At 43.7% G+C, this 16,264-nt stretch carries 15 protein-coding genes; 4 read left to right on the top strand and 11 right to left on the bottom strand.

The features are described 5' to 3' along the window. Positions 1–150: 150 nt before the first annotated feature. The 8 genes from FLK61_RS03345 to FLK61_RS03310 all read right to left on the bottom strand — a co-directional run bounded on the left by FLK61_RS03345 (position 151) and on the right by FLK61_RS03310 (position 7,159). Positions 151–888 carry a glycerophosphodiester phosphodiesterase gene (locus tag FLK61_RS03345; protein ID WP_176008120.1) on the bottom strand — a complete coding sequence of 246 codons (738 nt, stop codon included), beginning with the start codon at positions 886–888 and terminating at the stop codon, positions 151–153. A gap of 84 nt (positions 889–972) precedes the next feature. Continuing rightward, positions 973–1,656 (bottom strand): ABC transporter permease, encoded by a 684-nt coding sequence (locus FLK61_RS03340; protein ID WP_176008119.1) that lies wholly within the window; start codon positions 1,654–1,656, stop codon positions 973–975. Next, the gene (locus tag FLK61_RS03335; protein WP_176008118.1) at positions 1,653–2,507 is read right to left on the bottom strand and encodes an ABC transporter ATP-binding protein; all 855 of its coding nucleotides are present in this window, start codon (positions 2,505–2,507) and stop codon (positions 1,653–1,655) included. The genes FLK61_RS03340 and FLK61_RS03335 overlap by 4 nt, the downstream gene beginning before the upstream one ends. A gap of 112 nt (positions 2,508–2,619) precedes the next feature. Further along, positions 2,620–3,618 (bottom strand): LytTR family transcriptional regulator DNA-binding domain-containing protein, encoded by a 999-nt coding sequence (locus FLK61_RS03330; protein WP_176008117.1) that lies wholly within the window; start codon positions 3,616–3,618, stop codon positions 2,620–2,622. A 342-nt stretch (positions 3,619–3,960) separates the two neighbouring features. Next, on the bottom strand, positions 3,961–5,097 hold the full coding sequence (locus FLK61_RS03325; RefSeq protein ID WP_176008116.1) for a bifunctional cystathionine gamma-lyase/homocysteine desulfhydrase: 1,137 nt from the start codon (positions 5,095–5,097) through the stop codon (positions 3,961–3,963). Positions 5,098–5,113: 16 nt separating this feature from the next. After that, positions 5,114–6,025 (bottom strand): PLP-dependent cysteine synthase family protein, encoded by a 912-nt coding sequence (locus FLK61_RS03320; protein WP_176008115.1) that lies wholly within the window; start codon positions 6,023–6,025, stop codon positions 5,114–5,116. 6 nt (positions 6,026–6,031) lie between these two features. After that, on the bottom strand, positions 6,032–6,505 hold the full coding sequence (locus FLK61_RS03315) for an S-ribosylhomocysteine lyase (RefSeq protein ID WP_176008114.1): 474 nt from the start codon (positions 6,503–6,505) through the stop codon (positions 6,032–6,034). A 15-nt stretch (positions 6,506–6,520) separates the two neighbouring features. After that, positions 6,521–7,159 carry a class I SAM-dependent methyltransferase gene (locus tag FLK61_RS03310; RefSeq protein WP_176008113.1) on the bottom strand — a complete coding sequence of 213 codons (639 nt, stop codon included), beginning with the start codon at positions 7,157–7,159 and terminating at the stop codon, positions 6,521–6,523. Between the two features lie 251 nt (positions 7,160–7,410). Between FLK61_RS03310 and FLK61_RS03305 the strand changes: the two genes are divergently transcribed. From FLK61_RS03305 to FLK61_RS03290, 4 genes are all read left to right on the top strand, one after another. After that, positions 7,411–7,575, top strand: coding sequence for a hypothetical protein (locus FLK61_RS03305; RefSeq protein WP_176008112.1), 165 nt, complete (start codon positions 7,411–7,413; stop codon positions 7,573–7,575). A gap of 78 nt (positions 7,576–7,653) precedes the next feature. Continuing rightward, positions 7,654–8,511, top strand: coding sequence for a LysR family transcriptional regulator (locus FLK61_RS03300; RefSeq protein ID WP_176008111.1), 858 nt, complete (start codon positions 7,654–7,656; stop codon positions 8,509–8,511). A gap of 72 nt (positions 8,512–8,583) precedes the next feature. After that, positions 8,584–10,035, top strand: a complete 1,452-nt coding sequence (locus tag FLK61_RS03295) for a phasin family protein (RefSeq protein WP_176008110.1) — start codon at positions 8,584–8,586, stop codon at positions 10,033–10,035. A 37-nt stretch (positions 10,036–10,072) separates the two neighbouring features. Further along, positions 10,073–12,316, top strand: coding sequence for a hypothetical protein (locus tag FLK61_RS03290; RefSeq protein WP_176008109.1), 2,244 nt, complete (start codon positions 10,073–10,075; stop codon positions 12,314–12,316). A gap of 636 nt (positions 12,317–12,952) precedes the next feature. Here FLK61_RS03290 and FLK61_RS03285 read toward each other — a convergent pair. The 3 genes from FLK61_RS03285 to abc-f form a co-directional block, all read right to left on the bottom strand. Then, the gene (locus FLK61_RS03285) at positions 12,953–13,498 is read right to left on the bottom strand and encodes an NADPH-dependent FMN reductase (RefSeq protein ID WP_176008108.1); all 546 of its coding nucleotides are present in this window, start codon (positions 13,496–13,498) and stop codon (positions 12,953–12,955) included. 87 nt (positions 13,499–13,585) lie between these two features. Next, positions 13,586–14,401 (bottom strand): AAC(3) family N-acetyltransferase, encoded by an 816-nt coding sequence (locus tag FLK61_RS03280; RefSeq protein ID WP_176008107.1) that lies wholly within the window; start codon positions 14,399–14,401, stop codon positions 13,586–13,588. Next, positions 14,402–16,225: a ribosomal protection-like ABC-F family protein gene (gene abc-f / locus FLK61_RS03275; protein WP_176008106.1), complete on the bottom strand. Its 1,824-nt coding sequence runs from the start codon at positions 16,223–16,225 to the stop codon at positions 14,402–14,404. Positions 16,226–16,264 lie beyond the last annotated feature (39 nt).

Raw genomic sequence — 16,264 nt, 5'->3', positions numbered from 1 at the left:
TTACTATGTAGGCGTGCTGAAGCTGGTTTTGTGATAACTGCTCCAGCTTTTGTGATAACTTCCCACCTGGTCATACATTCTCCCATCAAAAAGATATTTACCACACACCAAAAAACCCTCCACTGCAATTTCTGTGGAGGGCCTTTTCCTTTATTTTTTCTGTGAATGATTGCGAGCAAATAGTGCAAGCAATGGGTCATCTGTCATGACGGCATCTGCTCCTATATCGCAGAGTGACAGTAGGATGTCCTGATCGTTGACGGTATAAAGGCGAATTGCCTGTTTGCGTTCGTGTAAGAATTGTACATCCTCCTCCGTCACACCTGAATAATGACAGTGAATTCCCTCAAACTGATGCGTGGCTAAATACTGAGAGGTGTCAGCGAGCATGCCGAGTGTTAGTGCTGCGATCTCGACGTTTAAATCCGCCTCACGTAAAAGCTTTAACGCCATATGGTCGAAGGAGGAGACAACAACTTGATCCTTCAAATCGAAGCTGTTTAAAAGAGCCAAAAGCTGACTGACAGCCTTCTCCCTATCTCTTGGATCGCCTTTGATCTCTATATTTAACTCAATATCCGTGTCCTTTATCCAGTCGAGCACTTCCTCTAAAAACGGCACCTGCTCGCTAACAAAGTCCTGGTCAAACCAGGCCCCGGCAGAGAGTTGCCTAATGAGGCTTGAGTTAGTGTGACGAATAAGTCCATTCCCGTTTGTCGTACGATCTAACGTCTCATCGTGCATCACGATCAGCTTCTCGTCCTGCGTTAGCTGAATATCAAGCTCAATTCCATCGACGTGCGCCTCTTGCGCTTTGCGGAACGCAATCATTGTATTCTCAGGATATTTTGCAGAAAAACCTCGGTGTGCATAAATTTTTGTATTCACACCTCTCACCACCCTTTTTCTTCTATTTTACATGATTTGGTGGAAACAAGGATGAAGTTTCTGTAAATAATGATCAACATGCACTTAATCGATCGTGCGCTTTTGATAGACAATAACGGTAGCCGCCGTTAGCACCACTAACCAAGCGACGTTGATGAGAGAAGCTTGCATGCTCGCCTCCATCACAATTTTATCAAGCTGGAAGTTTGGTAAATACATAATAATGTCAATAAATGGAATATCATCAAACATAGCAACGAACATGCTACCCATTCCAAGAATCAAGATTAAAGGTAAAGAAATAACCGATGCCTCCATGACAGATCGGGACAATAGACCAAGCAATGTGCCAATAACAATGTAAATAGCCAGTGCAACTATTAAGCCTGTGATCGTGTAGACGGTATTTCCCAATTCAAAGCCACTGATCCAGGAAATAAGTAAAAGCGTAATAACAGTCAACACAACCGAGACAATACTTTTACCAATTAAAATATCTCCAACAGAGGCGGGAGACATCATAAGCCCACGTAGGGTGCTTTTCTCCTTCTCTTCGGCAATAATTGCAGCTTGTATGAATGTCGCTACTGCGACAAATGTTAGATTAATGAGTAAGAGCGATATTTCCTGGGAAATGATGTCGGCACTCGAGTAAAATACTGCTAGTATAATCGGCATGAAAAGCGTCGATAAGACAAACATATTTTTAAAAACATCTTTTACATCCTTTTGAAAAATAGCATAGATTCGTTTCATTGATAGTGTCATGCTAGCTTCCTCCCTGTAAGTTTAATAAAGACTTCCCCAAGCGACGGCTCAATAGATGAAATAGCTTCTACTTTACCTTCTGACAATACCTGATAGACCTCTTGTGCACTGTCAGCTGATAAAGGAAGTTGCTTTATCGTTCCATCTTTAAGCTCTATTTCGATCACATTGTCCGCATATTTACGGCAAATATCCTTTGGGTTCCCAAGCTCTACGATTGCTCCTTCATGCAAGATCGCTGTGCGATCACAGAGATCCTGCGCCTCCTGCATGTCGTGAGTCGTTAAAAAGATCGTGGTTCCCTGTTTATTTAACTCTCGAAGCCCGTCATGAATATGCTGTTTACTAGCAGGGTCTAATGCCGCTGTTGGTTCATCTAAAAATAGTAGGGTCGGTTTGTGTAAAAGCGTTCTTGCTAAAATGACTCGCTGTCTCATCCCTTTTGACAAGCTCTTAATCGCTTTTTTGTGCTCCTGTTCAAGTCCAACTATCGTTAACACTTCCGAGATACGTGCTTTCGCCTGCTTCACTTCATATAATGTAGCGAATAGCTGTAAATTTTCTTGAATGGTCAAGCGCTCATAGAGGCCACTGTTATCCGTCATGACGCCAATTTCCTTTAAGAACGATGCCGAGCGAAGCTTTTGATCAGTTGCACCGAGCACGGTTACATCTCCTTTTGTTTGGATAAGCTGACCTGTGAGAATTTTCAACGTTGTCGTTTTACCCGAGCCACTTGGACCTAAGTAACCAAAAATCTCTCCCTGTTTCACTTCAAAGGATACGTGCTTAAGAGACTGTGTTTCTCCATACATTTTTGCTAAGTTATTAACCTCAATTGCATTCTGCATAACGCTCACCTCGTTTTTAAGATGTCTCTATCATAGTATGAGGGGAGCGTGCGTTACCTTATATTTTCGCTAAATGGATCGTACAGAGACCTAAATGGAGCATAGATGCACCTTAATGCATCCCCAAACGCTCTTTTAATTCGGCCATTTTAGACTTGGAGAGTGGCACTTCCTTTTTATTCTCCATTTGAAGGCTGTAGCTATTGCGCGTCCAAGTTATTATTTCACGGACCTTTTGGAGATTGACAATATACGATCTGTGACAACGAAAGAAGCCAAATGTCTCGAGTCGTTCTTCAAGCTCCGCGAGTGTAAAGCTACAGATAAATCTTTCCCCGGAAATAAATAGATGAGCCTGACTATCAATACTCTCAATAAATTCAATCTCAGCAGGATCAAATAAAAGGAGCTTATCATCAAGCTTTGCAGGAATCTTGTTTAATCGTGGCAACTCCACCTGCTTCTCCGCCTCTTCAAATGTTTCTTCTTCCTGCATGTTCACAAGGGTGACCCCTGATTGCGTCATCCGATACACCTCTTCCGTCATGCTAACCGCACTCTCTAAATTCGACGTGATAATCACGACGCTTTTTTCAAGAGCTTTTAATTTCAAGAATATGTCAGAAAAGATCGTGCGAGTCTCTAAATCCACGTTTTGATCCGGCTCTTCTAAAATAAATAAATCTGGGTTTTGCACTAATAACCGACCTAGCTTTACTCGTTGAATCGCGGATGGGCTTAAATTTTTAAGCTTTTCCTTACTAGGTAAACGGAGCTGCTCCATGACATCCGTTAAAGAGACCTCAGATTGGTAAAGTCCTTTTGTAAAAGCTAGATTCTCCTTAACTGTTAACCGTTCATATAAACCATCCTCGCGCAGTAAAAAGCCTATGCGTGTAGATAGTTTCAATCTCGATCCATAAGACTCACCAAAGAGAACCATTTCTCCCTTTGAGATTTCTGATTTCCCTAGAATAATATGTAGTAATGCATGGCACGTATCGGGTAGTCCATGTATGCCAATAATGCGTCCTTTATTTATCGTTAAGTTCTCCGCTCGTATAAGCGGTTGATCACGATCATGTTTTTCAACGTTAGAGAATGTAAGCATGCGTTGCACCTCCCAAAAACTAGTATATCACGCGTAAGTATGAGCTGAGTTAACACTTTATTATTTGAGTGATCTGCCGGGTGAGGGGTGGGAGTGCATTAATTTTGATCGCCTGCATTTCGAACCCCTTGGCGTGCATTTCCACCTTCCCAGCGTGCATTCCTCCTCACGCTGTCTGCATTTCCACCTCATTCGTATGCATTAATGTCGACCTACGCACTCTCCCCCCCTCCCTCGACCTCCTGCATTCCCACTCCAACAAAAAAGAGAGGAACCGACATCAACCAATCGGCCCTCCCCTCTCTACTTTTCATAAAAAACTAACCGCTCACCTAATTACCCTTACTCTTGCTCTAAAGCCTGCTTTAAGTCAGCTATAAGATCTTCTGCATCCTCGATACCTACAGAGATACGAACTAGTCCGTCTGTAATACCAAGTTCTGCGCGACGCTCAGCAGGAATAGAAGCGTGCGTCATTTGTGCCGGAACGCTAATTAAGCTCTCCACCGCTCCTAAGCTTTCCGCTAACGTGAAGTATTTCGTGCTAGCTAGGACGCGTTCGGCGCGTTCTTTACTACCTACATCAAAAGAAACCATGCCACCGAATCCAGTTGCTTGCGCTTTATGCGTGTCGTGGCCTGGATGATCCTTCAATCCTGGATAGTAAATCGTAACGATATCATCGCGTGATTGTAAAAACGATACGATCTCTGCTGTATTTTTCTCTGTTTGTTCCATGCGAAGGCCCAGCGTTTTAATACCGCGAATTAACAGCCATGAATCCTGTGGTCCAAGAACGCCACCAACAGAGTTCTGCACGAAGTGGAGCTCTTCCCCTAGCTTTTCTGTCGCAACGACCGCGAGCCCTGCCACAACATCACTGTGACCGCCAATATATTTAGTTGCGCTGTGTAGCACAATATCTGCTCCAAGCGTGATAGGGTTTTGATAGTAAGGTGTGCTAAATGTATTGTCGACGATTAAGTGTAGGTCATGCTCGTCCGCAATCGTGCGCATTTCACGCACATCTGTCACTTTTAAAAGTGGGTTCGTCGGCGTCTCGACGTAGATCGCAACCGTGTTATCCTGCACCGCCTCACGCACTTTTTGTGGATTGCTTGTATCAACAAACGTGACATCTAGGTTAAATCGGTTTAATACCTTTGACATGAGTCGGTACGTTCCGCCATATACGTCATCTGTAAACACGACATGGTCGCCGCTCTTATAAAGTTGCATAACAGCCGCGATTGCAGCCATTCCAGATGCAAACGCAAATCCGCGATGTCCATCCTCTAAATCAGCAATCAATTTTTCTAATGCCTCACGAGTTGGATTACCTGTACGTGAGTATTCGTAAGAGAAATTTCCGACGCCGTCCTGCTTGTACGTGCTTACTTGATAAATCGGTGTGCTAACCGCGCCCGTGAATGGGTCGCCCACGATACCACCGTGGATTAGCTTCGTTTTTTTATTCACAATAAGACATCCTTTCCTAATAGATCCCTTGACTTAAATATCGCTCGCTACTATCGGGGAAAATCGTGACGATGTGACTCCCCGGTTTCGCCTGTGCTGCTTCCTTTAAACAGGCCGCAAACGCAGCTCCAGAACTACTGGCTACAAGAAGACCTTCTTTAGCAGTTAATTCGCGTACATAGTGAAATGCTTCATCATCCATAATCGTGTGAATCGCATCAAAATAACTCGTATCCATATAAGGAGGCAAAAATTCCATGCCAATTCCTTCTGTACGGTGTGGACCAGACTCTCCACCATTCAATGTAGAACCCTCTGGCTCCACAATGACTGTTTTAATAGAAGCGTTTTGCTCTTTTAAATAGCGAGCGGTCCCCATAAAGGTCCCTCCAGTGCCAGCACCTGCAACAAATAGATCCACTTGACCGTCTAAATCCTCCATAATTTCTGGAGCAAGCGTCTCATAGTAAGTCAGAGGATTTGCTGCATTTGCAAACTGAGCCGGCATATACGCATCCGACATCTCTTTTGTGAGCTCTGTTGCTTTTGCAATAGCGCCTTTCATTCCAAGCTCCGTAGGCGTATTTACAACTTTAGCACCGAGTGCTCTCATCAACGTCTGCTTCTCTACGCTAAACTTTTCAGGGACAACAAAAATGACGTTGATCGATGTCCCAGCAGTCGCAAGAGCAAGCCCAATACCGGTATTACCGGCAGTGGGCTCGATCAGCGTACCTGTTGAAGAAATGTGGTTATTTGCTATTGCTTCGCTTAAAAGCTTTTGTCCAAGGCGGTCTTTAATACTACCACCGGGATTAAAGTACTCAAGCTTTGCAAAAATGCGCACATCGTTCGGAATCTCGATATTTGTAATTTCATATAGTGGTGTTTTACCTATCAGTGATTGGATTCCTTTATATACGTTCATCGTTGTTTACTCGCCGTCAGCAAAAACCTGCGTCCACTCATCACGCTTCGCAAGCATTCGTGTCGCAATTTCTTTTGCTCCCTCTAAGGAGTGTGAAGCTGCCCATCCGCATTGTACTTCATTACATGCTGGCACCTCTGTCGCTTCTAATACATCCTTGAGCGTTTTTTCTACTAGCTCTAAAATAGCTTCGTAGCTATCATCGTTAATGACACTCAAATAAAAGCCAGTTTGGCATCCCATTGGAGAAATATCAACGATTTGTCCGTGATGATTACGACTGAATTCTGCCATCATATGCTCTAGCGAGTGTAAGCCTGGCATCTCCATATGATCCTTATTAGGTTGATTAAAACGAAGGTCATACTTGTAAATAACGTCGCCACTAGCACCTTTCGTCGTTCCGGCTAAGCGGATATAAGGTGCTGCAACCTTTGTATGGTCTAGGTTAAAGCTTTCTACGTTCATTTTCTTTGTCATGCTTTTTACCCCTCTCTAGTTCTCTTTTTTGGCGGTGAATAGCCAAACAAAACGGTTGAGCTGCTTAAGCTCCACATGAAACCCTACTTGTGAGAAGATTTCCTGCATAGTCCCTATATATGGATAGTACTCTGTTTGCAAATCCTCTGCAAGGTTTAGAAATCCTCTGGAAATAGCGTTCTGTATAATCTCTTCCTTTGCCGTCTCGCTACTAAACATCGTATCTGCAAAAACGACTTTACCGCCTTTATTTAATATTCGATAAAAGTTTTCAGCCGCCTGCTTTTTTTCTATATCAGTTAAGTGATGGAATGCATACGTTGATACAATGCCATCGACGTTTTCTTTAATAGGGTGGTCTAAAAAGTCACCTTCTACGACCAGCATAGAGGGATGCTTTTGGCTTGCGATCGCGCGCATCTTTTCGGATGGCTCTACGCCAGTTACCTGAGCAGCCGTTGTTAACAACTTCTCGCTTAAGTTACCTGTGCCTACACCAAATTCGACAACCGATCCACTTACACTAGAAGCAACTTCTTGCAAAATCTCATCGTAGCCCTCAAATACTTCTTTGTATTCCTCGTCGTGACCCGTTACCGTTGCGTCATATGAATCTGCCCAGCGATCAAACAATTCAATAAACTCTCGACCCATTTCGATGTCTCCTCTATACACATATTTGGGGATGTCCCCTCAATAACTTATTAAACATACCTATTAACTCGGTATTAAATGTATTTTAGCATATGCTCGGGGTTATGACAATGCTCCTGTTTGATAGAAAATAGGGGAACTTGCTGTCTCAGAAGATCTGGAATTCAATCCTTGGAGCTGGATTAGTAGACATAGTTTTTTCTTATTTGATGCATTCGTCCGTACAATAGAAGCACATGATGTCTTATTTTATGCAAACGACACGCGAAGTAACGCATATGAACCTTCACTTGACGCAACGTAGAAGCAAAGCAAGATGTCAGGAGCATATCAACATCCAAATGATGCAACCAGGACTTCATTTAATAGAAGCCACAGTTAAAGTGAAGCAATCACATCTTACCGAATATGTATAACCCAAACCTGCTATAATAAGTAAAACAATACTTTTTATCTAAAATCGATTCGTTTTTCTTATAGGAGGTTGAGAAGAAATGAAAGTGAACGATTATGAATTAATCCGCGCGCTAGCAGACTATCGGTCTATGCGAATCGCGGCAACTAAACTATATTTGTCGCAGCCAGCTATTAGTCAGCGCCTGAAGCATATCGAAGCTTTATGGGACACGACACTATTTATACGAAGTGCCAAAGAGCTTACCCTTACACCTGAAGGAGAGAAAGTAGTCGCATATGCACGCGAGCATCTTGAGCGTGAAGAAAATTTACGACAATCCCTAAAGAGTACTGGTGTATCAGGGACACTCTCGCTCGCCGTTTCTACAGTAGTAAGCCAATACACGCTCCCTTCCCTGCTCCAAGCTTACCTACGCGAGTATCCGGACGTTAAAATCGAACTCACGACCGGCTTAAGTCAGGATATTCGGAGTGCTAAAAACGTTCATATCAAGCTATTACGGGGAGAAAAGCCTGCTGAACAGTTCGTGCAAGCATTAGAACCAGATCCTCTTTATCTGATGGAGCAACGCCATACGTCTTCTCGTGCCAATTCACAGGTGCTGATTCAATTTAAGTCTGATGCGAGCTATCAAGCTGCGATTGATGAATGGCTAATGGCCAATGAACGATTTCCTGAGCAAACGATTGTTGTGGATCAAATTGAAACGTCTAAGCAACTTGTTCTTCATGGAATTGGCATGGCTGTTTTACCTGAATCCTCGTTAAAAGGATTTCATGAATCAGAGTACAGTCGAACACCTTTGCTTTTAGACAATAAGCCGCTCACGAGACCTACATGGGTAAGCTGTACAAAGGGTGCTGAGCACCTTCCACAGGTTGTCGCATTCCTTGAATTGTTGGACGTTTCCTTCCCACTTTCACAAAATAGTTAAAAAACTTTTTTATTTTTGTGATCCATTTGATCATCCCCTTCGTTATCTATGAATGAGAAGGGAGGTGAAAAAATGAGGAAAGCGGTTATCCAGTTCACATTAGTAGCTGGAGCCATGCTACTTTTCCCGCTTCATTCACAAGCTTCAGGGTTGCTTTCTTCTGTGACTGATGAAAGTGAAGTCACAAGCGTAGAGACGCAAGAAGAAACATCGGAGGTAGAAGAAAAGAACACAGAAGCAAAACAAGAATCAAAAGGATTGATTGGGACAATCACTTCGTCTGTCGGAAAAACAGTGGAATCGACTGTTAACGAGACGACGAATACGGTAACCGATCTTGTGGATGAAACAGTATCAACCGTAACACCTGAGGAATCAACTGTTAATAAAGTAGCCAAAACAGTGACGAACACTGTGGATGAGACTACGAAAACAGTGACGAACACCACCTCAAACACTTTAGAGGATACTGGCGATACAGTAGACGACGTAACTACTGCGAGTAGCGTATCAGATATTACAGATACCGTTACGAAAACCGTCGACTCTACTGTCGATAACGTAACAAATACAGTAGATGATGCTACGACAATCGTTTCTGACACAGTCAATGAGACGGTCGAAGCAGTTGAGGAGCCAGTAGAATCAATCACGAACGGTGCGCTATCACGCACGACTCGCGAAGTAACAAATGTTGTCGAAGATACAACAGACATCGTAACGGACGTAACGGAGGAGATCACTGAGACTACTACCGAAACAGTTAATCGGACAACTCGTCCTGTAACTGAGGTTGTAGATCGAACGACTCGCCCGATTACGGAAGTGGCGGATCGGACTACAGAGACGGTCACTGATACAGTGGATCGTACCACTCGTCCAGTTACAGAGGTAGTGGATCGCACGACGGAGGTTGTGACAGATAGGCCATCTGCTCCATCACGTCCCGCTCCACAAACGCCTATTGTAACGCCACCAACTCAGGATAATACTACTCCTGACGATGCTGAGCCAACAAGTGAGCCAAACATAGCTGCTCCACCTGTGGCAACACAGCCAGAGAGTAATGAGGCACCCGCGCTTGCAGAAGCAACGCCAGAGCCTGCTACAATCTCGGTTGATGCACAGCTTGAGGAACAAAGCGAACAAAATGAACAACAGGAATCTCCTGTAGCAAGTGCACCTGTAGAGCAATTTGTTCCACAGGAAAGCAACTTCTCTTTCCCAGTTGAGTTAAGAGAACAGCCGATCGAACAAGAGCAGCAAGATGCTCAAGATTTGACGTCACTCTCTTTACAACATACTTCTATTACATTGCAGACTGCGCAAAGTGCGCAAACTGCACAGACATCTGTATCAACAGCTTCTGCTTCTAATTTCTCCGACATGTGGCAACAGGAATTTTGGCAGTCCAGTCAAGAGTCATTAGCAGAAAGCGGAAAAGTAGTCTTTTATTTTGATCAATGGTTCCATGCACCACCAGTACCACCACCGCAAGCAACTCCTTCTTTTACACGTGTATAAATAAAAAAAACACACAAAAAGAAGGAGAGAATTAAAAATGAAAAAATATCATGTAGTAAAGTCGTTAGGGTTGTCAGCAGTCATTGCAGTAGGTCTATTAGTTCAAGCGAATGAGGCTTCCGCGTCAGAAAGAAGTTCAGGATTAAATTTAGACATCGTGACAGATGTAGTTGGATCAGTATCACTTGGATCTAACTCTGGTGACAGTGACTCTTCTGTTAATGTTGACACTGGTGTAGATGCTGGTGTTGGAATTGAGTCTAACTCTGATTCTAACAACAGTGATTCTTCTGTTAACGTCGACTCTGGTGTAGATGCTGGTGTTGGAATTGAGTCTAACTCTGATTCTAACAACAGTAATTCTTCGGTTAACGTTGACACTGGTGTAGATGCTGGTGTTGGCGTTGAGTCTAACTCTGATTCTAACAACAGTGATTCTTCTGTTAACGTCGACACTGGCGTAGATGCTGGTGTTGGAATTGAGTCTAACTCTGATTCTAACAACAGTGATTCTTCGGTTAACGTCGACTCTGGTGTAGATGCTGGGGTTGGCGTTGAATCTAATTCTGATTCTAACAACAGTGACTCCTCCGTTAACGTTGACACTGGCGTAGATGCTGGTGTTGGAATTGAGTCTAACTCTGATTCTAACAACAGTGATTCTTCGGTTAACGTCGACTCTGGTGTAGATGCTGGGGTTGGAATTGAGTCTAACTCTGATTCTAACAACAGTGACTCTTCGGTTAACGTTGATACTGGCGTAGATGCTAACGTTGGAGTTGAATCTAACTCTGATTCTAACAACAGTAATTCTTCGGTTAACGTTGACACTGGTGTAGATGCTGGTGTTGGCGTTGAGTCTAACTCTGATTCTAACAACAGTAATTCTTCTGTTAACGTCGACACTGGCGTAGATGCTGGCGTTGGCGTTGAATCTAATTCTGATTCTAACAACAGTGATTCTTCCGTTAACGTTGACACTGGCGTGGATGCTGGTGTTGGAATTGAGTCTAACTCTGATTCTAACAATAGTAACTCTTCGGTTAATGTTGACACTGGCGTGGATGCTGGTGTTGGAATTGAGTCTAACTCTGATTCTAACAACAGTGATTCTTCCGTTAACGTTGACACTGGCGTGGATGCTGGTGTTGGAATTGAGTCTAACTCTGATTCTAACAACAGTGATTCTTCGGTTAACGTCGACACTGGCGTAGATCTTGGACTTGGTCTTGAGAATAACCGTGATCACTCTGATCGTGACTCTTCTTTGGATCTAGACACTGGGCTTGATCTTGGACTCGGTCTTGAGAACAATCGTGATCACTCTGATCGCAACTCTTCTCTAGACTTAGACACTGGGCTTGACCTTGGACTTGGTCTTCAGAACAGCAACGATCGTTCTGATCGTAACTCTTCTTTAGACTTAGACACTGGGCTTGATCTTGGACTTGGTCTTCAGAACAGCAACGAGCGTTCTGATGGAAACTCTTCATTAGATTTAGATACTGGTCTCGATCTTGGACTTGGTCTTCAGAACAGTAACGATCGTTCTGATCGCAACTCTTCTTTAGATTTAGATACTGGTCTCGATCTTGGACTTGGTCTTCAGAACAGTAACGATCGTTCTGATCGCAACTCTTCATTAGATTTAGATACTGGTCTCGATCTTGGACTTGGTCTTCAGAACAGTAACGATCGTTCTGATCGTAACTCTTCTCTAGACGTAAACTCTGGTTTAGATCTTGGACTTGGTCTAATGAACAGTAACGACCGTTCTGACCGTAACTCTTCTTTAGACTTAGACACTGGTCTTGGGCTTGGGCTTGGTCTTCAGAACAGTAACGACCATTCTGACCGTAACTCTTCTATCGACCTTGGCACTGGACTAGACCTTGGACTTGGTCTTGAGAACAACCGCGATCACTCTGATCGTAACTCTTCTCTAAATCTAGACACTGGTCTTGACCTTGGACTTGGTTTACTAAACAACCGTAACCATACAGATCGTAACTCTTCTCTTGATCTTGGTACGATGCTTGATGTAAACCTTGCACTTGACAGCAGCCGCTCAACTAACAATAGCTCACTTGCTTTGGACACTGGTTTAAATCTCGGTCTTGTCTCAACTGGTTCTAATGACAGCCGTACAAACCTTGACCTAGGTACAGCGCTATCTATCATGGGCAGCACGGACAACAACAATCGTTCTTTACTTTCAACAATCGGTTTAGACACATCTGTTACTGGTGAAAATAACAGAGGACTTCGCCTATTCCGTTAATAGCAACACAAATAATCCCCGATAGGATGAGGACGCTCCTCCTATCGGGGTCTTTTTTATTACATAAAAAAGCTTAGACAATCTACTCGTCGTTGCCTAACTTTAAAAGACATTTAGATTTAGTTGTAGATATTTAATAAGCAGATTAATTAGCTTAATCTGCTCACGTTACATAAAACTTGTCTATGGTAGATAAAAGCTCAGCAAAGTACATTTATTCCTCATACGGTACATTCTTTCTGAATAAGGTACATAAATATTCCACAAGGTACATAAAACCAAAGCTGCCAAAGAGCCACTTATCAAAAGCCTTAAAACCGTAGGAAAAAGAGCCTCTTCCAACAAAAAAGAAGGCTCTTCTCTTACGCCCTTTTAAATCTAACAAAGAGATGGCAGACCCGGAGGACATTCGGAGACAATCCATAGGGGAAAGAGGTTTCCCGGATCCCACAGGAGGGGTTTATGGTAAGGCGACAGCCGCACCATGCCGACGAGGAAGCTCAAAGACCGGCCCTATGGATGTCGTAGAGTGTCCACAGGGCTGACAGCTCGGAGAGCAGATTTAAACTGTTTGGCATTTAAGCAACATAGCCCCAAGGGCTACGCACTTAACTAGTTAGCACTTGATCAGCGTTTTTAGCTACGTAAATGCTTTAGAGCATTGCTCCAGTCTTTTACTTCATCAAATAGCACATTCATATTATCGTGGTGTAGGTCCTGTGGCTTAAACTTCGAGAATTCTTCGAAGTCTAAAAATAGAGAGAGCGTTACATGCGTGCGCACATCGGCAATTTTAAGCTCTCCACAAATACCACGAAGGTGCTCTGCGGCTCTTGCTCCACCCGTTGAACCGTAGCTTACAATACCTGCAGCTTTGTTATGCCATGCTTCACGAGCAAAATCGATCGCATTTTTTAATGATGCTGCCATACCGTGATTATATTCTTGAACGATGAAAATAAATCCGTCTAATTCCGAGAGCTTTTCGTTCCATTTTGCAATACCAGGCTCCTGGCCATCTGTTGTACCTAAGAACGGTAAATCATAATCTGCGATATCAACGATTTCATACGTAGCATCGTTGCGCTTATCTGCAAGACTCTTTACCCATTCCCCTACCTGTGGACTTACTCGACCTTCTCTCGTGCTTCCTAAAACGATTCCAATACGTGGATTTGTCATGTATCATTTCTCCTTTTTAATTACTTTATGTAAGTAATTATATTTTATTCACTTACGAAAGTAAAGTAAAAAGTTTGAAGTACGCGATTATTTTTTGGCAAGATGCTGTGGTAGCTCTGATTCAGCAAATGACACAGCTTCACGCAACAAAAACATACGTGTTGGTGCTGATCCTATCATTCCAAATCTAACGTTTCCTGTCCCCTCAAAACGCTCCCCAATTAAAGGAAACCTTTCTACATCCATATCAATTTCTCTATAATCCTGCCACACTCTTTCTCCGTCAACCATAATTGGAGCGGCTGTTGTCACTCGCTTAAAGCCCTTCACCCGATTTTCGGCCAAATGAAAGCAGGTGTTGGAGTCATAGCCAACGCCGATCAGCAGTACCTTAGCGTTTAGCTCCTCGAGCTTTTTAAGCGGGGACCCCTCGCCAAGCCCGAAGCTTAGCTCATGATCCCTCACGATATAATCGCGATCCTTGCCCCATGCGGCGAAGGAACAAATCGGATGGTAGCTCCGCTCTACATCACGATGCGCCCGGAAAGTCTCGACGATTTGCCCCATTCCTCTCGTCGGCGTCAAATCTGGATCGAAAGCTGGCATTGTTTGACGAATCGTACGAATCCAACTCTTATGAGGCACCGGCGGGTTTTGCCAATGCTCCGGGTCGGAGAGTCCCGCCGACTGAGTCGGCATGACAAGTGTCCCTTTATTCACGGTCGCAAAGAGCGCCTCGACAACGGCCTGGGGTCCGCCGCTAACCCATCCAATCGCGGAAAGCGAGGAATGCACTAAGATTGTATCTGTCTCTTTGACTCCCATTGCCATCAAATCCTCCTTTAGAGAGGCAACCGTGCGTGGTTGATTCGATTTTTGCATAATTTCTTGTTCTCTACTCATCTATTCTTCCTCCAACATCCATTGTTCTAGTAAAAGTTCAAGCTGCGCTTCTAGTATTACTTTTTTGTCGGTATCCTTACACTGCGCAAGCTCTTTCTCCAATTCATCTACACGCTCCTCGGTCGACAATCGTTCACGTCGCACTTTTGTCTTTGTCTTTTTCTCTGTTTCCACCTGTTTCTCCTGCTCTCTATGTTCAAGCCGTATCTGACGCTTTTCCTTTGCTCTGCTATAGGCTCCATCCGTGTAGAAGGCGTGCCCATCCTCAAGCCAATAGACGCCCGTCACGATTCTTTCAACCAAATAGCGATCGTGAGAAACCAAGATAACAGTGCCATCAAATTCGTTTAATGCCTGCTCTAAAACCTCTTGAGAGGCAACGTCTAAGTGATTCGTTGGTTCATCTAAAATAAGTAGGTTCACAGATTGGTGTAAAAGCTGTGCAAGTCTTAGCCTCACCCGCTCTCCACCACTTAGCTGATGCATCTTTTTAAAGACGCTGTATCCGTAAAACAAAAACCGAGCGAGTAACTGTCTCGCTTCTCCTTCGTCAACGTGGACAGTCTCCCTAAATACATCAATCACTGACTGCTCTTTATAGCCATCAAACAAATGCTGAGATAAGTATCCGATCTTGACTTGAGAGTCAAGTTTAATAGATCCAGAGTCAGCCTTTACCTCTCCGAGAAGAATTCGTAGCAACGTCGATTTACCAGATCCATTCGGTCCAATGATCGCTACTCTGTCCTGATATCTTATGTGCATATCAACCTGCTTTAGTACAGGCTGATCAACGAATGTCTTTTGCACGCCTTCTAGAAGTACCGCATCCTCCCCGCTTCTTGCATCAACCGATAAGGATAGCTTCATTTTAGTTCGCTCCATGATCGGCTTCTTTTTTACCTCTATGCGCTGCAATGCCTTCTCCATACTTGACGCTCGCCTGTGCATCGAGTCGTTTGGAGGGTTCGCTTGATTTGCCCAAATGCGGAGTTGTTTAATCGTTTCTTTCATTTTTTTGATTTTCTTTTGTTGCTCTTCATAATGCTTAAATTCGAGAAGTAATCGCTCTTCCTTCTGCACCTCATAGCCTTTAAAATTCGTTTCATAGCTGTGCGCCTCTCCATCCTCGATCTCAATGATTCTCTCTGCAACGTCCTGGAGGAACTGTCTGTCGTGCGCGATGCATAAAACCGTTGCATTCACCTGCTTTAAATAATCTGTTAACCACTCAATCGCATCAATATCTAAGTGATTCGTCGGCTCATCTAGTAGTAGCATGGTCGGCTGCTGCAATAATACCTTCCCTAAAGCAAGCTTCGTTCGTTCTCCTCCACTCATATTTGAAAAGGGCTTTTGAAGCAGACCAGTTATACCTAGTCCGCTAGCTACTTGCCTGATCATCGAATCTTTTTTATAGCCCCCTGCCGTCTCATACGCTTCTTGCACGTAGCTATATCGTTCAACAGCCTTCATCAGCTGCTTATCGTCTGTTTCAGTAGAAAGAATATGTTCAAGTTCTCGAAGCTCTTTTTCTAACTGATTTGCCTCTTGAAAGGCTTCCTGTAAAATCATTTCACCGAGTTTTTCGCCTTCATTTGGTAGCTGATCAATTGCTCCAATTCTCGTCCCTTTCTTCCAATGAATATCACCCTCGTCTGGTGACTCCATTCCTTTGAGCAAAGCAAACAGCGTCGACTTTCCTGACCCGTTTGCTCCGACCATTCCAACGCGCGTTCCTTCATTTATTTCAAAGGATACGTTTGTTAGAATGTGCTCGCCTCCCCTTGCTTTTGCAACCTTGTTTACTTGTAGCTTATTCATGTGTTGCCTCCTCTGATTTCTCTACCAAAGGCACAAAAA

Origin of the sequence: Paenalkalicoccus suaedae (assembly GCF_006965545.2) — a bacterium.
GTDB classification, from domain to species: Bacteria; Bacillota; Bacilli; order Bacillales; family Salisediminibacteriaceae; genus Paenalkalicoccus; species Paenalkalicoccus suaedae.
This window is presented reverse-complemented; position numbering and strand designations above follow the sequence as displayed.